Here is a 25,158-nt window from a genome sequence, read left to right as displayed (position 1 = left end):
GGGAGGGGTCGGGGTCTTGCGCCTGCACGTGGGATGCGCGATGTGGAGTCTGAAGTCATGGCAGGGACGTGTGCTGCCGCATCCACTTCCGTCCCACGAGCGCCTGCGGCACTATGCCAGCTGGTGCAACGCGGTCGAGGGGAACACCACGTTCTACGCGACTCCGGCCAGGGACACCGTGGTCACCTGGGCGCAGCAGACCGATCCCGAATTCCGGTTCGTGGTCAAGCTGCCGAAGCCCATCACGCACGAACGCCGGCTCAGCGACGTCGACGAGCCGCTGCGGACCTTCCTGGACGCGATCGAGCCACTCGGTCCGCGCGCCCACGCGCTCTGGATCCAACTGCCGGGTTCGTTCGGTCCCGCCGAGGTTCCCACCCTCGCCAGCTTCCTGCGCGGCCTGCCCGACACCCACCGGTACGCCGTCGAGGTCCGTCACCCCGCGTTCTTCGAGGAGCCCCGCGCGGTGCGGCTGCTCGAAGGGGTGCTTGCCGACACGGCCACCGAGTGGATCCCGTTCGACACCACCGCCTTCTTCCGCAGCCCGCCGACCAGCGACGCGGAGCGGGACGCGTGGACCAAGAAGCCACGGATGCCGCTGCGTACGCGTGCGCTGACCGACCGGCCGATCGTCCGCTACCTGGGCCGGGACGCCGAGGCGCGGACGGTCGAGGGCTGGCAGCCGTGGGTCGGGATCGTCGCCGGTTGGCTGCGCGAGGGCCGCTCGCCGACCATGTTCATCCACACCCCGGACAACGCCGACGCGCCGCTGCTCGCCCGCCGCTTCCACGACGAGGTACGGGCACGCGTACCCGAACTCGACGCGCTTCCCGAACCGATCCCGGCCGAGCCGCTGACCCTCTTCTGACCGCCCCCGAAGGCCCCGTCAGCGCCGGTTGGCGCAGGTCACACAGGTACGGGCCGAGGGGCGTACGGCAAGCCGCTCGACGGGAATCGGACGCGCGCACCCCTCGCACACGCCGTACGTCCCATCGTCGAGCCGTTGCAGCGCGACGTCGAGTTCGGCGAGCTGTCGGCGTGCCGCGTCCAGTACGGCGGTGAGCTGGGCCCGTTCGAACGCGATCGTGGACCCCTCCGGGTCGTGCTCGTCGTCGGCGTTGGACGACCGGGATGCCTCGAACAGGTTCCGCAGGTCGCCGTCGAGTGCCTCGGCCTGGGCCTCGGCCTGCTCGCGTAGTTGCAGCAGCACCTCGCGGACCGAGGCGTCTTCCCCGTTCATGGCGCTTCCATCAGACGAGCGTACGGCGTGGCAGGTGGGTGACCCCGGCCGAGTGGGCAACGCCGAGTGCGCAACGTCGAAGACGGAATGCAATGGACTCGGCACATAGAGTGCTGCGCATGGCATCCACTGGCAGCGCCGTGGTGGTCGGCGGGAGCATGGGCGGGCTGCTCGCGGCCCGCGCACTCAGTGAGACGTACGCCAGGATCGTGGTCATCGACCGGGACCGGTTGCCGACCCAGCCGGCGAACCGGCGCGGGGTGCCGCAGGGCCGGCAGTTGCACGTCCTGCTGGCCCGTGGCCGGGAGGCGTTCGAGGAGCTGTTCCCCGGCCTGACCGACGAACTCCACTCGGGCGGTGCACCGCTGGTGGACCTGAACGGGCAGGTCAACTGGTACAACGACGGCTACCTGATGCGCCGCCGACCCTCGTCCCTGTACGCGGTCGGCATCGGCCGGCCTCTGCTGGAGCACGCCGTACGGGCACGGGTGGCGGCGCTGCCGGGTGTCGAGTTCCTCGCCACGACCGAGGTGCTGGGCATCACCGCCACCCCGGACAACAGCAGGATCACCGGCGTACGGGTGCTGCCGCACGGCGCCGACGAGGACGAGGCGTACACGATCGACGCCGACCTGGTGGTGGACGCCGGGGGCCGCGCCTCCCGTACGCCGGTCTGGTTGGACCAGCTCGGCTACCCGCGCCCGGCCGAGGAGCTGGTACGCGTGGACGTCACCTACGTGACCCGCACCTACCGCCGGGAACCGCACCACATCGGCGGGCTGCTGGGAGTGCTGACCAATGCCGTGCCGGGCAGCCCGCGCTCGGCGATCATCGCGGCCCGGGAGGACGACCAGTTCGCGGTCGCCTTCGCCGGCACACTCGGCGAGGAGCCGCCCACCGACGACGAGGGTATGGCCGAGTACGCCGGGAAGCTCGTCGCGCCGGAGTTCGCCGAGGTGCTGCGTACCGCGGTCCCGACGGGCGAACCGGTGAAGATGCGCTTCCCGGCGAGCATCCGCAGACGGTACGAGCGCCTGCGCCGTTTCCCCGACGGCTACCTGGTGGTGGCCGACGCCGTGTGCAGCTTCAACCCGATCTACGGCCAGGGCATGACCGTGGCGAGCCTGGAGGCGCTGCTGCTGCGGCAACTGCTCGCGGGTGGCACGGACGATCTGGCTCGGCGGTTCTTCCGGGGTGCCGCGAGGCTGATCGACGCGCCCTGGTCGATAGCGGTCGGCACCGACCTGCGGTTTCCCGAGGTGGTCGGCCCCCGTACGGCGAAGGTGCGGTTCGTCAACGCGTACGTCCACCGGCTGCACCGGGCGGCCACGACCGACGCCGTACTCGGGGCGGCGTTCCTGCGGGTCCTGAACCTGATCGACCCGCCGACCAGTCTGCTGGCACCGGGCATCATGCTGCGGGTGCTACGTGGAATGTTGCGCGGCACTCGTGCGACCGACCCCAGCGACAGCGCCCCGGCGGACACCCACGTGTGACCGAACGGCTCTGCCGCGGCGCGCGGGTCTGAGTTCGCGTACCCAGGATTCGCCGGCCGTTGCTGCGTAGCCTGGCCTGCGGAGGCGTACATGGGCTATCGGTTGTTGACCACGGTGATCCTGGTGGTGCATTTCGGCTTTCTGGCCTACCTGGTGTTCGGTGGGTTCGTGGCCTGGCACTGGCGCTGGACGATCTGGCCGCATCTGGCCGCCGCGGTCTGGGGGGTGACGGTCGTCGTGGGCAAGCTGGTCTGCCCGCTGACCTACGCCGAGCACTGGTCGAGACGTCAGGCCGGTGAGTCCGGCGCCGCGACCACCCAGGGTTTCATCGACCGGTACGTCGAAGGAGTGCTCTATCCCGCCCGGTTCACCGCCCTGGCCCAGACCCTGCTCGCCCTACTGATCGCCACCTCCTGGACAGTCTTCGCCCTCCGCCGCCGCCGAATCCCCCACCCCCACCCCGACCCAACCCGTCGATCATGAAGTTAGCGCAAGAAATCGGCCTTCCCGATGCGCTAACTTCATGATCAACGCGGGCTTGGGTGGGGTTTAGGGGAGGTTGGTTACGGCGTCGGCGAAGGCGGCGCCGGTGGCTACGGTGGCGTTGATGAGGGCGGCCAACTGGGGGGCACTGACGCCGTGTTCCAGGTCGGTGGTCACGTCACCAGCGATGATCAACTCGCCCTCGCCGGTGTCGTGCACGTACGCCTTCGGCAGCAACTGGTCGTGGTTCCACGAGTTGCAGAACTCGTACGCCTCGGCCAGCCGGTCCGCCTCCAGCCGGCGGTCGGCGATCACCCGCGCGTGCAGGATCTCCTGCCGCTCACCGATCTGCTGGAACTGGATCACGGCGGTGCCCCAGCGCCCGCCGACCGTGCCGTCCTCGTCCACCAGGTAGTGGTCGCCGCGTTCCTGCAACACCGCGACGATGCCCTCGATCCGCAGCGGCGCCACCACGTCCTGCCGCCCCTCCGGCGGCAGCGCGGACGGCATCGCCCAGTCGCCCGGCGGCTCGTCCGGCGGCAGCACCACCGGCGCGTCGACCGGCCGCTCGGCCAGCCACGCGGCCATCCGCCCGGACTGGTGGCTGGAGCCGTTGCGGGCGTCGAACCGTCCGGCGAGATCCTGCGCGGTGGCCACGAGATCGGCACCGAGCGCCGTCAGGGACAGCTCGGCGGCGGCGCGTTCGCCGTACTCCGGGCGTTGGATCTTGCGGTCGACGCCGGCCTCCGCGGCCAGCCGGCAGACCAGCGCGCCCGCGGCGGAGAACTCCATCGCCGAGGACTCGTCGTACGGCCGGTCCAGCCAGCCGAGGTGGGTGCCGAGGATCTCCAGCCCGCGCTCGTGCTGACCGGTCAACGCGCAGAACCGCAGGTGCTCGGCGAGGAACGGGAACGCGTCCCGCTCGTGCCGGTGCCGGCGGTACGCCCGCACGTGCGCCTGGGCCGCCTCGTCGTAGCGACCCAGCCGCAGGTACGCGATCAGCACCGTGACCAGGGCCTTCTCCGGCTGCTCGGCGCAACCGAGCGCACCGGAGAGCACCGGCTCGACGGTGTCGACCGCCGCCTCCCACTCGCCCCAGCCGGCCAGCAGCTCGGCCTGGCGGGACGGGTCGCAACCCGCGCAGTCGCTGTTCTCGTCCCGGCGGGCGCCGCGCCACTTGGCCAGCCACTCCCGCGCCCCGGCCTCGTCACCGAGATGGTCGGCGACCCGGCAACGCAGGTTGTAGACCGCCTGCAGGCTGCGCCCGCCGGCCTTGAACCGGCGTTCCAGGTCGTCCAGGGCCGCCTGGGTCTGCACCAGTCCCACCCTGGGTGTGCTGCGCAGCGCGGCGATCGCCCACTTGTGGTACCAGCGCAGCATCTCCGCGTCCCAGTCGTCGAACAGCGACGGGTCACGGTCGAAGGCGGCCAGGCACCAACTGAACGGCGGCAGCATCCGCCACCGCTCGGTGTGGTTGTTGTACGCGTCGATCACGGCGAACCGGGCATCGAAGCCGAGCCGTACGTTGCCGGCGGCGTCGGCGTGCGCCACGATCCGCTCCAGCTCGGCGATCTTGCCGTCGCCGTCCGGCAGGTCCCGCGCGTCCTCCAGCGCCTCGACCAGCTCTTCCTGCTCACTCATGCCGCCGCCTCGCTGCGCTCACCGGCAGCATGAGCCAACCTGGCGCTGACCTTGCTGATTCGCTCGCTTCGCTCGCTCACGCTGCGTCCACGCGGTACGAGAGGGGGGTGTTCATGGGATCTCCTCGGGGGGCGGGTCCGCTGCCGCGACCGCGCCCGTACCGGCCGGCGGGCCGGAGAAGGCGCGGTCGAGCAGCGCGAGAAACGACCGGTTCAGGGCGGCGGTGTCGACCGCGCGTAGCGGGTGGTGGCCGGCGAGCAGCGCCTGCCCGTACAGGGCCTCGATGCCGTGGCGGAGGGTGGCGCCGGGCGGGCCCGCGGTGATCCGCCGGATCAGCGGATGCCGCCAGTTGAACACCAGCTCCGGGCGGTGCTCGATCTCCACCTCGGCGAAGGCGGAGAGCACATCGGACCAGAGCTCGTCGGCCTGCGCCAGGTTGCGGTGCACCGTCTCCTGCTCGTGCGCCCGCCGGCTCACCACATAGAGCGCCGGTACGGTGACCGGGTCGAACTGGCGGATCAGCGGCACACAGCCGAACTCGGCCAGTACGCCCCGGGCGACGCCCAGGAACGTCGCCAGTTCCGCCTCCTGCTCGACCGGCAGCGGCTCCAGCCGGGCGGCCAGCTCACCCGGATCCAACCGCCGTGCGGTGACCGACCGGTCGATCCGGTGCAGCCGCTCCAGGATCTCCGTGTCGTACGCGTAACCGGCGTTGACCAGGGGAGTGCCGGCGGCACTGGCGATCGCGGCGAGGGCGCGGAACTCGTCGACCGTCTCGGCGTACCGCAGCACGGTGGCGCCCCGCCGGAAGGCACGCAGGGTCATCGTGCCCCGGCTTGTTTCGAACGGCAGTCCGGCGTCGACCAGGCGCAGCATCTCGTCGTCGCGTACGGCGAGCGCCTTCACCCCGAGGTGGTGCACCCGCAGGAAGGCGGCGAGCCGGTCCGGGTGGTGCACCGACAGGTCCAGCAACCAGTCCCGGATCTGCCCGCCGAGCGACTCCTGCACCTGGGACAGCAGGTCGTCGTCGTAGAGACCCTCGCGGCTGGCGGTGGGCCGCAGCACCGACGTGTCGACCACGCAGCGGACGAAGAACGCCCACTCCGGGACCAGCCCGACCGCGTTCTCGGTGAGCAGCATCCGCTTCAGGTAGACCCGGTGCCCGCCGGCCTGGACCGTGTTCGCGGTCGGCAGCACGAAACCGACACCGACCAGACCGGCCTCGGGCATCCGCAGGTCGATCACGTCCATCGGGCGGCTGCCGAGCAGCTGCGCCCCGTAGTCGAGCAGCGCCGCGCGGCGTACGTCCGGGTCTTCGTGGTCGACCTCCCACGGCGCCTGCGTCTCGGTCAGCCGCAGCTCGTCCGTGCCCGGGGCGTGCCGGAGCACCTCCACGTCGAGCAGGTGCCCGTACGCCCTGACCAGGTCCGCGACCTGGTCCGGTGCGAACCAGTGCGCCCCACCGGGCCGCGGCCGCAGGGTCACGGTGGTGCCGATGTGCGGCCGGGCCGCGTCGTCCACCGCCACCGTGTACCGCCCGTCGGCGTGCCCGGTCCAGCGCACCGCCGGGGTGCCGGTGACCGAGCGGGACACCACCTCGATGGTGTCGGCGACCATGAAACAGGAGAGCAGGCCGATGCCGAACTGGCCGAGGAAATCCTGCCGGGCGAAGCCCAACTCGTCGCGTTTCGAGGTACGCCCGACGCTGGCCAGGAAGGTGTGCACCTCGGGCTCGGTCAGCCCGACGCCGTTGTCGTGCACCCGGAGCGTGCCGTCCGGGTCGATCTCGAAAACGACCCGCCCCGGCTCGGGCGCCGGGTCGGCGTCAGGGGGCAGCGCCCGCCGGGCGGTGATCGCGTCGGCGGCGTTCTGCAACAGCTCGCGGGCGTAGACCCGGGGGCTGCTGTACAGGTGTTGGCTGAGCAGGTCGACTATGCCGCGCAGGTCGACCCGGAACCGTTGCTCCATGGTGGATCCCGCGCTCAGGGTCGCAGTTCGGCGGCGGACTCGGCGAGCTGGCAACCGGTCGAGATGCCACAGTTGATCAGCTGGTCGAGTTGGTGCAACGTCACGCCCTGGGCCAGGTCGGCGGTCACCTCGCCGCAGACCCGCGCACTGCCGTCGTCGTTGACGTGTACGAACGCCTTGGGCCACAACCGGTCGTGGTTCCACGAGTTGCAGAACGCGTACAGCTCCGGCACCCGGTCGATCGGGAACGTGGTCGCGGCCATCGTGCGCACCTGGAGCAGTTCACCGTCCGGGCCGAGTCGGAAGAAGTAGATCAGGTTGTCGTCCCACCTGCCGACCAGGTCACCGTCGCCGTCGGTGTAGAAGGAGAAGCCTCGGGCACTGAGCACCGCCGCGATGAGGTCGTTGGTCAGCGGTTGCAGCGTCTGCAACTGCCCGGCCTCGGCCGGCTCCTCCGGAGAGTGCGGCAAACCCGGCGATGACATGCGACGTCCCCCGTTACGGCGAGATGGGTTGCTTGGTCTGCCCGTGATGTTAGGCGGATCACGCGAGCCGGCATAGTTCGGCCGGACCGTCCAGCTCGTTCGACCGTACCGACTGTGACGTTGCGCCGGACCGGGGGCGGACACGACCGGTAAAAGCGCGGATATCCGTGACGGCAGGGCTAACGTGTGACCTTATGGCGGGCCGTACCCCTCAGGCGAACCGGCGCCGAAGCGGGTCGTCGACGCGCGGCGCCGCACCTTCCCGTACCCGACAGGGCACGCGTGCCCAGCCGGCTGCCCGCGCCCGTGCGGCCAGCCGACGACCCGTCCGCACCTCACCGGCGGTCTACGTCGGGCGCGCGGTCAACACGATGTGGATGGGACTGGCACACGGTGTCGGCTGGGCGTTCCGCGCGGCCGGCCGCCAGGCGGCCACCGCCCGCGAACTCGACCCGGAACACCGCCGCGACGGCGCCGGGCTGCTCATGCTCGGCCTGTCCATCCTGACCGCGGTCGCGGTCTGGTTCTCCTCCGCCGGGCCGCTCGGCACCCGGCTGGCCGACACCGTACGGCTCTTCCTCGGCGCGATCTCCGTGGTCCTGCCGCTGTTGCTGCTCATCGGTGCGATCCGGCTGATGCGCAGCCCGAGCGAGGCGGAGCACCGCGGCCGTGGACTGGTCGGCTGGTCGGCGCTCATCCTGGGCACCGGCGGCCTGCTGCACATCGGCCACCACCCGGCCAACAACCTCGAACGCGACTACGCCGGTGGGCTGATCGGCGCCGGCATCGGCCAGACGCTGGAGAACGCGGTCACCCCGTGGGTGGCCGTACCGCTGCTGGTGCTGCTGGTCCTCTTCGGGCTGCTCGTGGTCACCGCGACGCCGATCAACAAGGTCCCCGAGCGGTTGGGGCTGTTCGCCGAGGCGGTCACCGGTCGCGGCGGCGGCAGCACCCTCACCGACGACGAGATCGACGAGGCGGACGAGGACGAGGAGGAAACCCCGGCCCGCCGCCGGCCGTCCCGGCGCCGCACCGGCAGCCGGGTCGGATCCGCCACCGAAACCGACGGGTACGGTGCGGACGAGTTCCCCGACGAGCCGGTCCCGGTGCCCCGCAAACCGCCCGCGAAGGTGCCCGCCACCCGGAAGGTCGCCGAGCCGCCCGAGCACTCGCCCGCGCCGACCCGCGCCGAACAGCTCGCCATCACCGGTCTCGGCGGCGACTACGTACTGCCACCGGCGAACCTGCTGCGTACCGGCAGCGCGCCGAAGACCCGGAGCAAGGCCAACGACGAGGTGATCGCCGCACTCACCGGAGTCTTCGACCAGTTCGACGTGGACGCCGCGGTGACCGGCTTCACCCGGGGACCGACCGTGACCCGCTACGAGGTGGAACTCGGCCACGGCGTGAAGGTGGAGCGGATCACCCAGCTCTCCCGCAACATCGCGTACGCGGTCAAGTCCCCGGACGTACGGATCCTCAGCCCGATCCCGGGCAAGAGCGCGGTCGGCGTGGAGATCCCGAACACCGACCGGGAGGACGTGGCCCTCGGTGACGTGCTCCGCTCCCGTGCCGCCGGCAACGACCACCACCCGATGCTGGTGGCCCTCGGCAAGGACATCGAGGGCGGCTACGTGGTGGCCAACCTGGCCAAGATGCCGCACATCCTGATCGCCGGTGCGACCGGTGCGGGCAAGTCGTCCTGCCTGAACTCGCTGCTGGTGTCGATCCTGAGCCGGGCCACCCCGGACGAGGTACGGCTACTGCTGATCGACCCGAAGCGGGTCGAGATGACCAGCTACGAGGGGATCCCGCATCTGGTCACCCCGATCGTGACCAACCCGAAGAAGGCGGCCGACTCGCTGGACTGGGTGGTCCGCGAGATGGACATGCGCTACGACGACCTCGCCGCCGCCGGGGTACGCCACATCGACGACTACAACCGCAAGGTCCGGGCCGGACAGATCAAGCCGCCACCGGGCAGTGAGCGGGAGATCCGGCCGTACCCGTACCTGCTGGTGATCGTGGACGAGCTGGCCGACCTGATGATGGTCGCCCCGCGCGACGTGGAGGACTCGGTCGTACGCATCACCCAGCTCGCCCGCGCCGCCGGCATCCACCTGGTGCTCGCCACCCAGCGCCCCTCGGTCGACGTGGTGACCGGTCTGATCAAGGCGAACGTGCCGTCCCGGCTGGCGTTCGCCACCTCCTCGCTGGCCGACTCGCGGGTCATCCTCGACCAGCCCGGCGCGGAGAAGCTGATCGGCCGAGGCGACGGCCTGTTCCTGCCGATGGGCGCCTCCAAGCCGGTACGCATCCAGGGCGCCTGGGTCAACGAGTCCGAGATCAGCGACATCGTGAAGTTCTGCAAGGACCAGCGTGAGCCGGAGTTCCGCTCCGATGTGCTCGCCCCGGCCAAGGACACGAAGAAGAAGGTCGACGAGGACATCGGCGACGACCTGGACGTACTCGTGCAGGCGATCGAGCTGGTGGTGACCTCGCAGTTCGGCTCCACCTCGATGCTGCAGCGCAAGCTGCGGGTCGGTTTCGCCAAGGCCGGCCGTCTGATGGACCTGATGGAGACCCGTGGCGTCGTCGGCCCCTCCGAGGGCTCCAAGGCCCGCGACGTCCTGATCAAGCCCGACGAGCTAGACGACGTCCTCTCCACCCTCCAAGGCGACAATCCCGACGCCTGACACATTCCCCCACCCCACCCCTCCGCCGTAGGGCGCAGTTGTAGGGAAAGAGTGGCTATCGCGGGTCGGATAGCCACTCTTTCTCTACAAGAGGGGTCAGGACTCGGGTGGGGGTGGGGGAGGGGAGCGGTAGAGGAGGGTTCGGGTGAGGGAGATCACGGAGACGATGGTCCAGGTGCCCTCCAGGAGGAGGAAGCCCCAGGAGCGTTCGGTCGCGGCGATCACCGCCAGGATGCCGGCGCCCAGCACGTTGAGGACGAGATAGCGGACGGAGTGCGGGTCCATCCGGCGTAGCTGGTTGGCGGCGAAAGCGGCCAGGATCAGCAGGGCGCCGAGGACCTCGATCAGGTCGTGTGTGTTCATCACCGTCTGCGCGCCGTCTTTGCCTGGCCGGGTACGGCACGCGCTCGTCCGGGGCGTACGCGAAAGCGTCCACCTGCGGCACAGTCTAGCCATCGGCCCGGTGGCGACCCATTGTGTGGTAAACCTCACCCGCCCGACTTGACCTCAAGTCCGGTTCAACTATCAGGATCTTCGTATGACCCTGCTTCTCACCGACGACGAGGTGGCGCAACGGCTCGACGGCCCCACCGCCGTCGCCGCGATGCGCGCCGCGCTGCTGGCCGCGTACTCCGGGCGGTTGGTCGCGCCGCCCCGGGCGTCCGCCGCCCTGCACGGAGGTCGCCTGGTCACGGCCGCCGGGCAGCTCACCGAGGAGTGGTACGGGTTCCGTTCCTACGACACCTTCGGCCACCCCGACGCCGAGCAACTCGTCGTGCTGCACGACGCCGGCTCGGGACGGATCCGGGCGATCGCGGTCGGCGAGGAGATCGGCTCGCGCGGCAGCGGCGGCCTCGGTGCGGTGGCGGTCGACACCCTGGCCCGCGCCGACGCCGCCACCGTCGGGGTGCTCGGTGCCGGACGGCAGGCCTGGGCACAGGTCTGGGCCACCGCGGCGGTACGCCCGCTGCGCGAGGTCACCGTCCACTGCCGTACGCCGGCCGTCCGGGACGCCTTCGCCGCTCGCGTACGGGCCGAGCTGGGCGTACCGGCGACCGCGGTGACCAGCGCCGCAGCGGCGGTACGCGACCGTGACGTGGTCGTGCTCGCCACCGACAGCCACGTACCGGTGATCGATCCGGCGGACCTGGCGCCCGGTACCCACGTCAACGTGGTCGGTTTCAAGCAGCAGGGCCGGGCCGAGTTCGGGACCGACCTGCTCGACCGGGCCGAGGTGCTGGTCACCGACTCGCTGGCCCAGGCGATGGACTACCGTCCGCCGATGCTCGCCGCCGTCGCGCCGTACGTCGAGCGGCTGCGCCACCTCGGCGCGCTGCTCACCGGCGAACAGCCGGGGCGGACCGGTGTCGACCAGGTGACGCTGTTCTGCTCGGTCGGGCTGGCCGGCGCGGAGGTCTTCCTGCTCGACCGGCTGGCCCGGGTCGAGGCGCTGCACACCTGACCCGGGGGCGAGGGTGCGCCGCCGCCTGGCACATGCGGCGGCCGGAACCGTCGTGCGCCCGGCCCGCGGCGGTGCCTCGCCGACCGCGGTGTGCACGGCGGCGTCGTGCGCCCGGCTGGCACCCCTAGCGCTCGCCGGGCTTCCGGAGCGGCCCGGTACCCTCGGATGGTGTCTGCTACTTCCTCTTCCTCGACCACCGGCCGCCGGGTCGCGCTGCTGACCCTCGGCTGTGCCCGCAACGAGGTCGACTCGGAGGAGCTGGCGGCCCGCCTCGACGCCGACGGATGGCAGGTGACCACGGACGGCGAGGGTGCCGACGTGGTGCTGGTCAACACGTGCGGCTTCGTCGAGAAGGCCAAGCAGGACTCGATCGAAACCCTGCTCGCCGCCGCCGACACCGGAGCGAAGGTGGTCGCCGCCGGCTGCATGGCCGAGCGCTACGGCCGTGAACTCGCCGACAGCCTGCCCGAGGCGGGCGCGGTGCTGAGCTTCGACGACTACCCCGACATCTCGGCCCGGCTCAACGCGGTCCTCGCCGGTGAGCAGGTCGTCGCGCACACCCCCAGGGACCGCCGCGAACTGCTCCCGCTGACCCCGGTCGACCGGCACGCCAGTGGGGTCGTGCTGCCCGGTCACGCGCAGACCTCCCGGCCCGCCGGTGGCGGCCTCGTCACCGACGAGCACACCCCGGCGCACCTGCGGCCGGTGCTGCGCCACCGGCTCGACGCCGGCCCGGTCGCCTCGCTCAAGCTCGCCAGCGGCTGTGACCGGCGGTGTGCGTTCTGCGCCATCCCGGCGTTCCGGGGCGCCTTCGTCTCCCGCCCGCCGGAAGAACTGCTGGCCGAGGCGGAATGGCTGGCCCGCACGGGCGTACGAGAGCTGGTGCTGGTCAGCGAGAACTCCACCTCGTACGGCAAGGACCTCGGCGACCCGCGCCTGCTGGAGAAGCTGCTGCCGCAGCTCGCCGCCGTGACCGGGATCGTCCGGGTCCGGGCGAGCTACCTCCAGCCGGCGGAAACCCGGCCGGGCCTGGTCGAGACGATCGCCACCACACCGGGCGTCGCCGCCTATTTCGACCTGTCGTTCCAGCACTCCAGCGAGCCGGTGCTGCGCCGGATGCGACGTTTCGGGTCCACCGCCCGATTCCTCGAACTGCTCGGCTCGGCCCGGGACCTTGCCCCGGCGGCGGGTGCGCGCAGCAACTTCATCGTCGGCTTCCCCGGCGAGACTCGCGCCGACGTGGACGAGCTGGTCCGCTTCCTCTCCGAGGCCCGGCTCGACGCGATCGGCATGTTCGACTACAGCGACGAGGACGGCACCGAGGCCGCCGGCCTGCCCGGCAAGGTCGCCTCGGCCACGATCAAGCGGCGGTACGACCGGCTGAGCGCGCTCGCCGACGAACTCTGCTCGCAGCGCGCCGAGGAACGGCTCGGCTCGACCGTCGAGGTCCTGGTGGACACGATCGACGGCGGGCAGATCGAGGGACGCGCCGAACACCAGGCACCCGAGGTCGACGGCTCGACCACCCTGGTGGCGCCCGCCGACGGCGGGGTCGACCTGGCCGCCCTGCGCCCCGGCGACCTGGTCCGGGCCACCGTCACCGCAACCGAGGGGGTCGACCTGATCGCCGTACCGGTCGAACTGGTCTCCGCGGCGGCCAGCCCGCCCGGCGGCGCGAGGTGACGGCGTGACGGAGGCGTCGGAGCCCACCGCCCCGGCCGCCATGGTCGAGCCGGTGCCCGTCGTCAACGCGGCCAACGCGCTCACCGCCCTGCGGCTCGTCCTGGTCCCGGTTTTCGTGGTGCTGACGGTCGTCTCCGAGATGACCCACCCGGCGTGGCGGATCGCCGCCTGCCTGACCTTCGCGGTGGCGTCCGCGACCGACCTGCTCGACGGCTGGATCGCCCGGCGGTTCAAGCTGGTCACCGCGGTCGGCAAGGTGGCCGACCCGATCGCCGACAAGGCGCTGACCGGCGCCGCCCTGGTCCTGCTCTCCTGGTACGACCTGCTGCCCTGGTGGGTCACCCTGCTGATCCTGGCCCGTGAGTTCGGCGTCACGTTGATCCGGTTCTGGGTGATCCGGTTCGGGGTGATCGCGGCCAGTCGGGGCGGCAAGGCCAAGACCGCGCTGCAGATCCTCGCCATCGTCTGGTACCTCTGGCCGGTGCCGGATTCGGCTACCTTCGTCGGCCCGTGGATCATGGGTGTCGCCCTGGTGGTGACCGTGATCACCGGGCTCGACTACGTGGTACGGGCACTGCGGCTGCGGCGCCGGGCCAACTGAGCGCCGCCCGGCGGTTCCGTCACCGGGACCGGTCGGCGCGGGTTGGTCGGTGGGTGGGGCGATGGACTGGCGAGGGGGCGGGATGACGGGCGAGGTCGAGGTCGAGGCACGGGTCGCGGCGACCGAGGCGGCCGCGGTGGTGCACCCGCTGGCCGAGCGCGGCGAGACCCTGGCCGTGGTGGAGTCGCTCACCGGTGGGCTGCTCGCCGCCACGATCGTGGACATCGCCGGGGTGAGCAGCGTGTTCCGGGGCGGGTTGGTGGTCTACGCCACCGACCTGAAGGAAACCCTGGCCGGCGTACCGGCCGAACTGCTCGCCGAGCGGGGCCCGGTCGACGCGGACGTGGCCGTCGCGCTGGCCGAAGGGGGCCGTCGGCGCTGCGTCGCCGACTGGTGCCTGGCGACCACCGGGGTGGCCGGTCCGGAGCCGCAGAACGGCCGGCCGGTCGGGCTGGTCTTCGTCGCGGTGGCCGGACCCGGCGGTACGCAGGTGCGTGAGCTGCGCCTCGGCGGCGGTCGGGACCAGATCAGGGCGCATACGGTCACCGAGGCGTTGCGGCTGCTCGCGGAGCAGTTGCACGGCGTACAACCGCCCCCGGTGCGGGGCTGAGCGGGGCGGGTGTCGGATGCCGGCGGGAATCCGGACCGGCGGGGTGGGATGTCGTGCGGGCCGGCAACGGGTACGGTTGCGGGAAGGTCCCGGCAGCGGTCGGGATTGGGGGTCGGAGTCGCTCCATGCGGCGTTGCGCTGACTGCCGCCGGAGCTACGGTCCCACGTGAGGGGGAGGTGCGATGGTCCTGCTACGCCGGGTGATCGGTGACGCGTTGCGTGCTCGCCGGCAGGGTCAGCACCGGACCCTGCGCGAGGTTTCCTCGGCCGCCAACGTCAGCCTCGGCTACCTCTCCGAGATCGAACGCGGCCAGAAGGAGGCGTCGAGCGAACTGCTCGCCGCCATCTGTGACGCCCTCGGCGCCCGCCTCTCCGAACTTTTGCGCGAGGTCAGCGACACGGTCGCGCTCGGCGAACAGGTGTCCGGGGTGCTGGCTCCGGTGCAGGAACGGTCGACCGTCGACGCCCCGGCCCGCACCGTGCTCACCGAGTCCGGTGTGCGTACGGTGACCGATTCCGGCGTACGGCAGGTCGCCACCGACGGGAACGTCTCCGTCTCGGTGCGCCAGGACTCGCCGCTCAAGGCCACGCTGCGTACGACCCGCCGGGTCCGGTCCACCACCGACCGTGGTCGCGACGTCGTCCGCGCCGCCTGACCCCTGCTCGGAGCGCCCCTTACGGCGTAGGGTGGCAGTTCCAGAGGTGCTTCCCGGCCGATATCCCCGTGGTCGTCTGCCGGTGTGGCGCCGGCCTGGGACGATGGTGACCATGCCGTGTTCGACCGACGTACACCGGTCGGGCGGCAACGGCCGAAGCGGATGACACCGAGGGGATAACGCGAAGATGGCGAACCCGTTCGTCAAGGGAGTGCGCTACCTGATGGCGCTGTTCGGCGCCAAGATCGATGAGCACGCCGATCCGAAGGTGCAGATCCAGCAGGCCATCGAGGAGTCCCAGCGCCAGCACCAGGCACTCGTACAGCAGGCGGCGGCGGTCATCGGCAACCAGCACCAGCTGGAGATGCGGCTGTCCCGGCAGATGTCCGAGGTCGAGCGGTTGCAGGGGATGACCCGCCAGGCGTTGGTCCTCGCCGACAAGGCCCGCACCGGGGGCGACGAGGCGGAAGCGCAGAAGTTCGAACAGACCGCGCAGACGTTGGCCGCCCAGCTCGTCTCCGCCGAGCAGTCGACGGAGGATCTCAAGGCCCTGCACGACCAGGCGCTCGGTGCCGCCGGGCAGGCCCGCCGCGCGGTCGAGAACAACCAGATGATCCTCCAGCAGAAGCTGGCCGAGCGGACCAAGCTGCTCAGCCAGCTTGAGCAGGCCAAGATGCAGGAAACCGTGGCGAAGTCGCTGGAGTCGATGTCGACGCTGGCCGCGCCCGGCACCACCCCCTCGCTGGACGAGGTACGGGACAAGATCGAACGCCGGTACGCCACCGCCATGGGCCGCGCCGAACTCGCCGGCAACTCGGTCGAGGGGCGCATGCTGGAGATCCAGAAGAGCAGCCTCGACCTGGCCGGCTCGGCCCGGTTGGAGCAGATCCGGGCCAGCATGTCCGGCGACCAGCTCGGCGGCAGCACCCAGCCGGCGGTCGACCAGGCCAACCGGGCGGCGGACAACGCGGGCGTGGCCCGGCTCGACGAGATCCGGGCGAGCCTGGCCAAGGAGCGCTCGACCGGCGACCAGAGCGCCGCCGGCTGAGTTCGGGCAGGAGAGGGCAGCGATGGCAGACCAGCGAGCCCGACACTTCCGGCGGTTGCGCGCCCTACGCCGTTCCGCCCGCTGGTGGAGCGTCTGGGCGGGTGGGCTCGGGGGCGCGGCCGCGGTCCTCACCCCGTACCAGGGACTGGGTCTGCCGGACGCGGCCTGGGTCGCCGGTGCCGGCGGCACCGCCGCGCTGGCCCTCTGGCGCTGGGCCGACCTGCGCCTGCTCGCGGCGCAGCCCGCGCCGCCGCCACCCGATCCGGCGGTGGCGGCCGAACGGACCCGCGCGCAGCTCATCGCCGCGGTCGAGCGGCTGCCCGCCGGTGCCGGCGCGGTGGCCGAGGTACGCCGGCAGAAAACCCGCTTCAACCTGCGCGGCTCCGCCGCGGCGCAGCCGTGGGACCGACTGTCCCGCGCCTCGTCCACGATGACCGGGCTGGCCGGGCGGCTGCCCGCCCTGGCCGGGCCGGCGGTGCTGGAGGCGGCCGTGGCGGAGCGTTCGCTGCACGACCTGGCGCACCGGGTGGCCAGCCTGGAGAAGGCGATGCGGTTCGCGCCCGACGAGTCCCGCCCGGCGCTGGAGTCGGCACATCGGGACCTGTGCGGGCAGCTCGACCGAGGCGTCGCCGCCTACGAGGCACTGGTGATCGCGGCCGCCGCCTACCTGGCCGAGGACACGAGATCCACCCCCGAAGACCCGGCCGCCACCCGCCTGACCGAGGCGACCGACCTGCTCCACGGCATAGCCACCGGCCTGTCCCAACTCCGCACCCCGCGCTAGTCCGGCGGCTGCACCGTCAGCGGGGTGGTGAAGGCGGAGGTGCCGACGGCGTTGAAGGCCTGGATCCGCCAGTGGTACGTGGTGCCGGGGGCCAGTCCCGTGTTGGTGAACGAACGGGCGGTACCGGCGATGGTGAAGCTGGTCAGCCCCGTGCTGAACGAGTCGTCGTTGGCCCGTTGCAGGGTGAAGCCGCTGACCACGCTGCCGCCGCTCTCGAACCAGTTGAGCTGCACGCTGACCGAGTCCGGGGCGGTGGCGGCGATGGTCGCGGCGAGGCTGTGCGGCACCGCCGGTGCGGTCGGCACGGTCACCACCGAAACCGTCGACCAGGGTGACGGGGCGCCGAGGTAGACGGTCCGCACCCGGTGGTAGTACGTCGTGTTCGGGCTCACCGTGGCGTCGGTGTACGCGGCGGTCAGCGGCCCGGAGGCGGTGACCAGCCCGCTGGTGAAGGTCGGGTTGACCGCCCGCTGCACCTCGATCTCGGTGGCGAAGGAGCGGTTGCGCCAGGCCAGGTCGACGCGTACCGGGGCGGACGGGGCCACGGACGCGGTCAGGCCGCTCGGCGCGATCAGGCGTACCACCGCGGAGGCGGTGTTCGACCAGCCGGAGTAGCCGACCTCGGTCTCCGTACGGACCCGGTAGTAGTACGTCGTCCCGGGCGTGACGGTCGAGTCGCTGGTCGTACTGACCGTGGGCAGCAGGCTGAACGTGGTGACACCGGCGGTGAAGGCGGCGTTCGTGGCCCGCTCGACGAGATGGTTCGTGGCCGCCGGGCGGGTCGCGTTGTTCGTCCAGGCGAGCGCGATCGACGGCGCCACGGTCGGCGAGCCGGGTGCCGCCGTCGAGGTGAGCCCGGTCGGCTGCGCGGGGGAGACCCGCAGCACCACCGGGCGGCTCAGCTCACTGCCCTCGTGGCCGACCAGGTGACCCTGCCAGGCGTACTCCCAGCCGAAGTTGAAGACCTGGTTGACGACCACCGCCGGTTCACCCGTACGCGGGTTGACCTGGGTGAAGCCGCTGGTCGTGCCGGCCGGGCGGGTCGGGTCGAGCAGCCGTACGCTGTCGCCGACCTTGAACGGCAGCGGGTCCGGGACGGTCGGCCGGATGGCGACGATCGTGTCCTCCAGCGGGTTCATCCGGATCGTCTCCTTCCAGCCCAACTCGTTCGGGTCCGGTGGGCGGATCGCGCCGTCCCAACCGACTCGGTTGACCAACTGCACCACCAGGTGGTGGAAGTGGATCGCGCGGGTGTCGGCCCCGTTGTGGGTGATCTTCCAGATCTGGGTGCCGTCGCCCGGTGCCCCGATCGGGGTGCCCGGATCGGTCCCGGTCAGGATCTCGGTCGGCGGGTCGACGTATGACAGCGGTGTGGTGGTCTGCACCAGCGCGCTGACCTTCGGCAGTTCCACCCCGAGGGTGGCGTTCATCCGGCCGTACTCCGGTTCGAAGAGTTCCTGGATCGCCTTCGCCCGCAGCGGCAGGGTGACCGGGCCGGTCCGACCGGCGGGGGTGAACGTGATCGTGTTGCTGTGGATCGGCACGTACGTGTTCTTCGGCGTACGGGTGCCGAACGCGGTGTCGTACGCCGGCTGCGGCACGATCGGCGGCGGCTGGCTGGCGCCGTACGCCACGGGCAGGCGGGCGCGCAGCGTGTCGAGGTCGTACGGCGCGTCCGGGGTGCCCTCCACCTGGAACTGGAGCAGCGTACGGGTGTTAGGCCCGTAGCCGGGCTGGGTGCTCGGCGCACCACCGGCGGCGGTCCGGTCGGGGTCACCGGTGTAGTAGTCGTACCGGGTGTCGAAGGCCGGCATCGGCGCCGGACAGTCGTTGTAGAGGATGATCTTCGACCCGGGCGGTACGGAGGAGAAGTCGACGACCACGTCCGCCCGCTCGCCGGGGCCGAGCAGGAGCGAGTGCTCGGAGACGTTCAGCGCGGCGATGTCCCGCCGGTTGTAGACGTAGTTGATCGGCTGGTTGGGCACCACCGCCACCTCGGGCAGCAGCCCGCCCTCGGTGCCGATCTGGATCCAGTCAGGGCCGACGCTGTCCGGGTCGGGCACACCGCCGGCCCGGCCGTCCGTCGGCCAGCTGCGCGGGTGGTCCGGGTTGGCGGTGGCGTCGACCATCGGCACCTCGCCGGCCCCGCCGTCGCCCAGCGTGCCGTCCGGGTGCCACATCGGGCCGTGCGAGGCGGCGTAGTAGAGCTGCAGGTTGAGGCTGCGGTCGTTGCAGGCGTTCAGGATCCGGAACCGGTACGCCTTCGGTGCCACCCGCACGTACGGGTACGCGCAGCCGTTGACCAGCGGGGTGTCCAGGAACGCCTCCGGCACCACGGACGGGTTCGGCGTACCCGGCATCACCGGTGGTTGCCAGGGCGCACTCGCCGGGTCGTAGTGCGGGTTCTGCGTCGGGCCGTGCACCGTCCCGGTGTACGGCGGCCAGAACCACGGCCCGTAGTCCCAGCGCCCCATCGGGTTGGTCCCGGACTCGTTGTACGGGTTCTGGTTGGGCATGTAGACGTGCGGGTACCAGAGGTTCCCGCGACCGCCCCAGCTCGCCCGGTCCCAGGTCGGGTCCTGGGCTTCGAGCTGGGCGTCACCGGGCACGAACGTCTTGTCCTGGATGACCAGGGGAATCTCGTCGGCCGGGATGACCTGCTCGGCGACGAGTTCCCGTTCGGCCTCGTCACGGAGCAGGTAGAGGCCGAGCTGCCCGGAGTAGACGGTCAGCCGGGCGATGCCGAGGGTGTGGTCGTGGTACCAGAGCAGCCGGGCGCCGGCCTGGTTCGGGTAGTACAGCGTCACCGCCCCCGGGTCCGGGGCCGCCATGTCCGGCACGTTCACCAGGCTCGTACCGGTGGGGTAGGAGGTCGGTTCGCCGGCTGGGGTGAGCCACTGGTCCGGGCCACCGTTGCTGATCCAGGGCGTCGCCGCGCCGTGCAGGTGCAGCACCGCCCGGTTCTGCGAATAGTGCTCCGGCCCGCCGAGGGGACCGGGTCCGGCACCCCGCACGGTCGGGTCCACCGGCAGCGGCAGCCGCCCGGCCGGGCCGGTCGGCAGGCCGTTGACGAACTTCACGCGTACCGGTCGGTTGCGGTCCGCGACGATCACCGGCCCGAGATGGTACGGCCGGTTCGGCGGGATGACGGTGTTGCGCCCGTTGGCGTCGGTGCCGTTGTTCAGTTGCCGGTAGCCGCGCAGCCGGGTCGGACCGAGATCCTTGTGCAGTTGTTGGGTGAACTGCTCCAACCCGATCTCGTAGTAGTCGCAGCCGGGGTAGCTGACCGTGTCCGGGGTGGCGACCGGCAGGAAGTTGCCGAGGTTGTTGCGTTGGCCGTCGCCGACCAGGGGCAGCGAGTCGACGAACTTCCGGATGCCGGTGCCGGGTACGACCTGTCCGGCGGAGTCGAGCCGGGGCAGCGGACTGTTCGCATAGTTGGGTACGAAGCCGAAGTAGTCCGGCGCGGACAGCATCGTCGGCGGTGCCACCTGGCTCTGCGTCTGCTGTGGAATTCCGGGCCGGGACTCGGCCGGTGCCTGGGCGGGGGAAGCGGCGCGACTCTCGGTCTCCTGCTTCGCGCGCCGGGCCAGGCGGTGTGCCGCGAGTTTCTTGAACATGACCATGCTCCCTCCCCGGATGCCTGCTCGACCGGAGGTTCCGCCAGTGGGGTTCGGCCGAGCCGATCAGATGGCCATCGCTGACAATCCGTAAGCAACTAACCGCGACAAGCGACGATTGGATACGGGCGGTTCAGCGTCGGTTTGGCACGGGTTCGCCGGTGGGGATGTTCAGCTCGGGGCGGGCTGGCAGCGCGGGCACCAGTACGTGACCCGGTCGCCCTGTTCGGCCTTCTCTACCAGCATGCCGCAGCGGCGGCACGGTTGGGCGCGTCGGCCGTACACGTAGTTGGTCTGCCCCCGGTGCAGCGAGCCGGTGGTGCTCTGCGTCCAGCGTCCACGGTTCGCCGCGAGCAGCCGTTGGGCCAGTGTCACCAGCCCGGTCAGGTCGGGCACCGCGGCCACCGGTGTCCACGGGTTGACGCCCCGCAGGAAGAGCACCTCCGACTTGTAGAGGTTGCCCACGCCGGCCAGGTTGGATTGGTCGAGCAGCGCCTCGGCGATGCTCGTCTCGGGGTGGGTGCCGAGCCGGCGTACCGCCTCGGCCGGGTCCCAGTCCGGACCGAGCAGGTCGGGGCCGAGCCCGCCGACCAGGTCGGCCTCCCGGGCGGTCGGCACCAGGGCGACCTCGTGCAGGTGGTAACCGACCGCGATGGCGTCCGCCGTACGCAGCACCAGCCGGATCAGGTGCGCCGGCCGGGCGGCCCAGCGCTCACCCGGCGGGTAGACCCGCCAGGCCCCGTCCATCCGCAGGTGGGAATGCAGGCTGAGGCGCCGCTCGCCGGCCGGCTCGGCGAGGCGGATCAGCAGGTGCTTGCCGCGGCTGACCGTCTCCAGCACGGTCCAACCGACCAGGTTGGTGCCGGCGAGCTGGGGTACCCGGAAGTCGCTGGCGGTCAGCCGGCCACCGGCCAGCGCGCGGTGCAGCGCGCGGGCGGTGTTCCAGACGGTGTCGCCTTCGGGCACGCTTCCATCCTGCCCGCTATCGCCGGGTCAGGGCTGCTCTTCGACCCGGGGAGCGCGCACCATGTCCTGGTAACGGGGATGGCTGGCGCCGTAGATGGCAAAGTTGAGCCGGGCGTGGGACAGGCTCAGGTCGCCGTTCGGACCGCCCTCGACCACGGCGTCCTCCGACCCCTGCTGGCCGTCGTTCGTCCAGAAGCAGACCGGACAGGTCCCACCTTCTCCGGTGAAAAAGCCGCAGCATGGACATGCTTGTACATCGATCGAATGCTTCCCCACCGGTCAAGCATTCCATAATGGTCCATCCATCGCAGCTCCGTGTCCGCGATGCGGAAGTAGATCAGCTAGCGTCCGCTATCCGTAGCACCTGCCCCGTTACCAGCGAAAGTACGGCATCCGCGCGGCCACCGTTGACGGCCAGCGCCACCCGGCCGGCGGAGTCCCCGAGCACCACGAGCGCACCACTCGGTACGTCACCGAACGTCGCCGCCCGGCGGGCCGGAACGCCCTCCACCAGCAGCGCTGCGCCCAGCCCGTCCAGCGCGGACGCGGGCGCGGCGAGCTGCACGTTGCCGAAGTGGTCCACCGAGAGCACCTCGGCGGCGAGCCAGCCCGGCCCGCTGCCGACCACCGGGTCGGGAAGCCGGACCAGACTGGCCGGGTCGACCGCCGGCCCGGCGTCCGCGAACTCCTCGCCGAGCGCCAGCCGGGCGGCGACCGGGGCGAAGACGTCCCGGCCGTGGAAGGTGTGCGAGACGGTCGTCGCGAGCCAGGCCGGGTTGGTCAGCTCCACCGCACGCTCGGTCCCGCCGAGCGCGGTGGCCGCCCAGCAGAGCAGCCCGTTGTCCGGCCCGACCAGCAACCCGCCGGGGGTCTGTAGCGCGACCCCGCGCCGAGCGGTGCCGACACCCGGGTCGACCACCGCCACGTGCACCGCCGGTGGCAGGTCCACCACCGTCTGGGCGAGTACGGCCGCACCCCGCCCGATGTCGCCGGGCGGCACCAGGTGGGTCACGTCGAGCACCCGTACGGCGGGCGCCAGCCGGGCGACCACGCCGTGGCAGGCGGCCACGAAGCCGTCGGAGAGTCCGTAGTCGGTGGTCAGGCTGATCCAGCCATAGCCGGGCATGACCAGCACGTTAGCCGTCGCCCGTACGCGGTGCCGACAACCCCTCCGCCGGCACGTCGCAGCGGTGGCACCTGGCAAGCTGGTGGCATGCGATTGGTCATCTTCACCGAGCCGCAGGACGGCGCGACGTACGGGGATCTGCTCCGGGTGGCGCGGCACACGTCCGACTGCGGCTTCGACGGTTTCTTCCGGTCCGACCACTATCTGCACATGAACGGGGACGGGCAACCGGGCCCCACCGACGCCTGGCTGACCCTGGCCGGGCTCGCCCTGCAGACCGAGCGGATCCGGCTCGGCACCCTGGTCACCTCGGCCACCTTCCGGCTGCCCGGACCGCTGGCCATCTCGGTCGCGCAGGTGGACGAGATGAGCGGCGGGCGGGTCGAGCTGGGCCTGGGCACCGGCTGGTTCGAGGCCGAGCACCGCGCGTACGGCATTCCGTTCCCGCCGCTGAAGGAGCGGTTCGACCGCCTGACCGAGCAGCTAGAGGTGATCACCGGCCTGTGGGGGACACCGCCGGGTGACACCTTCACCTACCGGGGCGGCTACTACGACCTCTACGACTCGCCCGCGATGCCGAAGCCGGTCCAGCACCCCGGACCGCCGGTCATCGTCGGCGGCACCGGCCTGAAGCGGACGCCGGTCCTGGCCGCCAGGTTCGCCGACGAGTACAACGTCCCGTTCCAGTCCGCTCAGGCGGCGGCGAAGAACTTCGCCGCGGTCGTCGAGGCCTGCGAGCGGATCGGCCGGGACGCCGCCGGCCGGGCCCCGCTGACGCTCTCGGCCGCGGTCACCGTGGTCTGCGGGCGAAACGACGCCGAGGTACGCCGCCGCGCCGACGCGATCGGTCGGGACCTGGACGAGCTGCGCGCCGGGCCCGGTGTGGTCGGCACCCCGGGCGAGGTGGTCGAGCAACTGCACGAGTACGCCAAGGGCGGCGCATCCCGCTTCTTCCTGCAGTTCCTGGACCTCGCCGACCTGGACCAGCTCGACCTGATCGCCGCCGAGGTCGCCCCTCAGCTCTGATCGCCGGTCGGCACTAACATCCATGTTACTAACATCAGTGTTAGTAACATGGATGTTAGTAACATCAGTGTTAGCATCGAGTGGTCGATGCTCGAGACGGCGGGAAGTGGTGATGGATCATGGTTGCCTTCGTTGGCCGGCACCGTGAGCTGCGACTGCTCGCCGCCGAGTTGGAGCGGATCGTGCCCGGCGACAGCCGCCCGGGGCGCTGCCTGCTGATCCGTGGACGACGCCGGGTGGGCAAGTCGCGCCTGGTCGAGCAGTTCGTCGAGACCCTCGACACGCCCAGCGTCTACTTCACCGCCGCCGGGTCCCCCATGCCACAGGAGGTTCGGCGGTTCTGCGCCGACGTGGCCGACTCGCCGCTGCCGGGTCGTGAGTTGCTGGCCGCGGCCAACCCCGAGGACTGGGACTCCGCGTTGCGGCTGCTCGCCGCGGCACTCCCCGAAGACGGCCCGAGCATCGTGGTGATCGACGAGGTGCCGTACCTGATGGATGGTGAGCACGTCTTCGAAGGCGTACTGCAACGGGCATGGGACAGACAACTGTCCCGCAAGCCGGTCCTGCTGATCCTGATCGGCTCCGACCTGTCCATGATGGAGGCGCTGAACAGCTACGAGCGGCCGTTCCACCAGCGGGGTCGGGAGATGGTCGTAGGGCCGCTCAACCCGGCGGACCTCAGCGCCATGCTGGAGGTGGATGCGGCCGAGGCCATCGACGCCGCACTGGTCACCGGCGGTCTTCCGCTCGTCTGCACCGAATGGCAGCCCGGCACGGACGTATGGGACTTCCTCGCCACGGCACTGGCGGACCCGACGTCGGCCTTGCTCGTCTCGGCGGAACGTTCGCTGGCCGCCGAGTTTCCCGCCGCGGTCCAGGCTCGTGCCGTACTCGCCGCGATCGGTTCCGGCGAGCGGACCTTCGCGAACATCGCCCGCGCCAGTGGCGGCCTCGGCGCCACACCATTGCAGCGCTCGCTGGACGTACTCAACGACAAGCGGCTGGTGGTCGGTGAGCTGCCGCTGTCCACCCGGCCGTCGAAGGAACGCCGCTACCGGGTCGCAGATCCTTACCTGCGGTTCTGGTTGCACTTCATCGCCCCGTACATGGCGGAGATCGAGCGCGGACGAGGCGACCTGACCCTCGCCCGGATCCGGCGGGGATGGACCAGTTGGCGGGGACGTGCGGTCGAGCCCCTTGTCCGGGACGCGCTTGCCCGACTGCTGCCGGACGGGGCGTTACCAGCGGCCGGGGTCGTCGGCAGTTACTGGACCCGGGCCAACGATGTCGAGGTCGACATCGTCGGCGCGGACCGTGGGCCGATCGCCCGGGAACTGCTGTTCGTCGGATCGATCAAGTGGCTTGACCAGGCCACCTTCGACGCACACGACCTTGCCGTCCTGCACCGGCACCGGGCCGCGCTCACCGATCAGCCGCTGCCGATCCTGGCGGTGTCGCGCGCTGGCGTCTCCTGTGGCGGGCTGGACGCGGCGTACGGCCCGGAGGAACTGCTGGCCGCCTGGCGGAGCGCGGAGGGCCGGTAACCCGCCGGCCACCGCACCCGCAT

At 71.3% G+C, this 25,158-nt stretch carries 22 protein-coding genes and 1 riboswitch; of the genes, 13 read left to right on the top strand and 9 right to left on the bottom strand.

Annotation, left to right across the window (positions count from 1 at the left end; genetic code table 11):
• Positions 1-40 precede the first annotated feature (40 nt).
• A complete protein-coding gene (locus AB0J90_RS23280) occupies positions 41-868 on the top strand; it encodes a DUF72 domain-containing protein (protein ID WP_363599014.1) in 828 nt (275 codons plus the stop codon).
• A gap of 18 nt (positions 869-886) precedes the next feature.
• On the opposite strand, the gene AB0J90_RS23275 is transcribed toward AB0J90_RS23280, so the two are convergent.
• A complete protein-coding gene (locus AB0J90_RS23275) occupies positions 887-1,240 on the bottom strand; it encodes a TraR/DksA C4-type zinc finger protein (protein ID WP_363599012.1) in 354 nt (117 codons plus the stop codon).
• A 119-nt stretch (positions 1,241-1,359) separates the two neighbouring features.
• On the opposite strand from AB0J90_RS23275, the gene AB0J90_RS23270 reads away from it, so the two are divergent.
• Positions 1,360-2,736 (top strand): FAD-dependent monooxygenase, encoded by a 1,377-nt coding sequence (locus AB0J90_RS23270; protein WP_363599010.1) that lies wholly within the window; start codon positions 1,360-1,362, stop codon positions 2,734-2,736.
• Positions 2,737-2,826: 90 nt separating this feature from the next.
• Positions 2,827-3,219, top strand: a complete 393-nt coding sequence (locus AB0J90_RS23265; RefSeq protein ID WP_363599008.1) for a DUF2784 domain-containing protein — start codon at positions 2,827-2,829, stop codon at positions 3,217-3,219.
• A gap of 66 nt (positions 3,220-3,285) precedes the next feature.
• On the opposite strand, the gene AB0J90_RS23260 is transcribed toward AB0J90_RS23265, so the two are convergent.
• The 3 genes from AB0J90_RS23260 to AB0J90_RS23250 all read right to left on the bottom strand — a co-directional run bounded on the left by AB0J90_RS23260 (position 3,286) and on the right by AB0J90_RS23250 (position 7,313).
• On the bottom strand, positions 3,286-4,860 hold the full coding sequence (locus tag AB0J90_RS23260) for a YbjN domain-containing protein (RefSeq protein ID WP_363599006.1): 1,575 nt from the start codon (positions 4,858-4,860) through the stop codon (positions 3,286-3,288).
• Positions 4,861-4,971: 111 nt separating this feature from the next.
• Complete coding sequence (locus tag AB0J90_RS23255; protein ID WP_363599004.1) at positions 4,972-6,828, bottom strand: HSP90 family protein; 1,857 nt, start codon at positions 6,826-6,828, stop codon at positions 4,972-4,974.
• A gap of 14 nt (positions 6,829-6,842) precedes the next feature.
• Positions 6,843-7,313, bottom strand: a complete 471-nt coding sequence (locus AB0J90_RS23250) for a YbjN domain-containing protein (protein ID WP_363599002.1) — start codon at positions 7,311-7,313, stop codon at positions 6,843-6,845.
• Between the two features lie 194 nt (positions 7,314-7,507).
• Between AB0J90_RS23250 and AB0J90_RS23245 the strand changes: the two genes are divergently transcribed.
• On the top strand, positions 7,508-10,009 hold the full coding sequence (locus tag AB0J90_RS23245) for a DNA translocase FtsK 4TM domain-containing protein (protein WP_363599000.1): 2,502 nt from the start codon (positions 7,508-7,510) through the stop codon (positions 10,007-10,009).
• 96 nt (positions 10,010-10,105) lie between these two features.
• Here the strand turns inward: AB0J90_RS23245 and AB0J90_RS23240 are convergent, their stop codons facing one another.
• Complete coding sequence (locus AB0J90_RS23240) at positions 10,106-10,372, bottom strand: hypothetical protein (RefSeq protein WP_363598998.1); 267 nt, start codon at positions 10,370-10,372, stop codon at positions 10,106-10,108.
• Positions 10,373-10,379: 7 nt separating this feature from the next.
• A riboswitch (guanidine-III (ykkC-III) riboswitch) is annotated at positions 10,380-10,448 on the bottom strand.
• A gap of 99 nt (positions 10,449-10,547) precedes the next feature.
• Between AB0J90_RS23240 and AB0J90_RS23235 the strand changes: the two genes are divergently transcribed.
• From AB0J90_RS23235 to AB0J90_RS23205, 7 genes are all read left to right on the top strand, one after another.
• The gene (locus AB0J90_RS23235; RefSeq protein WP_363598996.1) at positions 10,548-11,471 is read left to right on the top strand and encodes an ornithine cyclodeaminase family protein; all 924 of its coding nucleotides are present in this window, start codon (positions 10,548-10,550) and stop codon (positions 11,469-11,471) included.
• 165 nt (positions 11,472-11,636) lie between these two features.
• Positions 11,637-13,154, top strand: coding sequence for a 30S ribosomal protein S12 methylthiotransferase RimO (gene rimO / locus AB0J90_RS23230; protein WP_363598994.1), 1,518 nt, complete (start codon positions 11,637-11,639; stop codon positions 13,152-13,154).
• Between the two features lie 40 nt (positions 13,155-13,194).
• Entirely contained in the window at positions 13,195-13,755 is a 561-nt protein-coding gene (gene pgsA / locus AB0J90_RS23225) for a CDP-diacylglycerol--glycerol-3-phosphate 3-phosphatidyltransferase (protein ID WP_363599250.1), read from the top strand.
• A gap of 82 nt (positions 13,756-13,837) precedes the next feature.
• Positions 13,838-14,365: a CinA family protein gene (locus AB0J90_RS23220; protein WP_363598992.1), complete on the top strand. Its 528-nt coding sequence runs from the start codon at positions 13,838-13,840 to the stop codon at positions 14,363-14,365.
• A gap of 182 nt (positions 14,366-14,547) precedes the next feature.
• Positions 14,548-15,021, top strand: coding sequence for a helix-turn-helix transcriptional regulator (locus AB0J90_RS23215; RefSeq protein WP_363598990.1), 474 nt, complete (start codon positions 14,548-14,550; stop codon positions 15,019-15,021).
• Positions 15,022-15,208: 187 nt separating this feature from the next.
• Positions 15,209-16,069: a PspA/IM30 family protein gene (locus AB0J90_RS23210; RefSeq protein WP_363598988.1), complete on the top strand. Its 861-nt coding sequence runs from the start codon at positions 15,209-15,211 to the stop codon at positions 16,067-16,069.
• 22 nt (positions 16,070-16,091) lie between these two features.
• Positions 16,092-16,853 carry a hypothetical protein gene (locus tag AB0J90_RS23205; RefSeq protein ID WP_363598986.1) on the top strand — a complete coding sequence of 254 codons (762 nt, stop codon included), beginning with the start codon at positions 16,092-16,094 and terminating at the stop codon, positions 16,851-16,853.
• Here the strand turns inward: AB0J90_RS23205 and AB0J90_RS23200 are convergent.
• From AB0J90_RS23200 to AB0J90_RS23185, 4 genes are all read right to left on the bottom strand, one after another.
• Positions 16,850-20,473 carry a fibronectin type III domain-containing protein gene (locus AB0J90_RS23200; RefSeq protein ID WP_363598984.1) on the bottom strand — a complete coding sequence of 1,208 codons (3,624 nt, stop codon included), beginning with the start codon at positions 20,471-20,473 and terminating at the stop codon, positions 16,850-16,852. The genes AB0J90_RS23205 and AB0J90_RS23200 overlap by 4 nt on opposite strands.
• Positions 20,474-20,644: 171 nt before the next feature.
• On the bottom strand, positions 20,645-21,439 hold the full coding sequence (locus AB0J90_RS23195) for a zinc finger domain-containing protein (RefSeq protein ID WP_363598982.1): 795 nt from the start codon (positions 21,437-21,439) through the stop codon (positions 20,645-20,647).
• A 27-nt stretch (positions 21,440-21,466) separates the two neighbouring features.
• A complete protein-coding gene (locus AB0J90_RS23190; protein WP_326560285.1) occupies positions 21,467-21,715 on the bottom strand; it encodes a CPCC family cysteine-rich protein in 249 nt (82 codons plus the stop codon).
• A 61-nt stretch (positions 21,716-21,776) separates the two neighbouring features.
• Positions 21,777-22,565, bottom strand: coding sequence for an SAM-dependent chlorinase/fluorinase (locus AB0J90_RS23185; protein ID WP_363598980.1), 789 nt, complete (start codon positions 22,563-22,565; stop codon positions 21,777-21,779).
• Between the two features lie 87 nt (positions 22,566-22,652).
• Here AB0J90_RS23185 and AB0J90_RS23180 point away from each other — a divergent pair, with 87 nt between their 5' ends.
• Together AB0J90_RS23180 and AB0J90_RS23175 are read left to right on the top strand one after the other, a co-directional pair.
• A complete protein-coding gene (locus AB0J90_RS23180; protein ID WP_363598978.1) occupies positions 22,653-23,591 on the top strand; it encodes an LLM class F420-dependent oxidoreductase in 939 nt (312 codons plus the stop codon).
• 119 nt (positions 23,592-23,710) lie between these two features.
• Entirely contained in the window at positions 23,711-25,135 is a 1,425-nt protein-coding gene (locus tag AB0J90_RS23175) for an ATP-binding protein (RefSeq protein WP_363598976.1), read from the top strand.
• The last annotated feature ends 23 nt before the right edge of the window (positions 25,136-25,158 follow it).

The organism is Micromonospora sp. NPDC049523 (genome assembly GCF_040676775.1).
GTDB lineage: Bacteria > Actinomycetota > Actinomycetes > Mycobacteriales > Micromonosporaceae > Micromonospora_G.
This window is presented reverse-complemented; position numbering and strand designations above follow the sequence as displayed.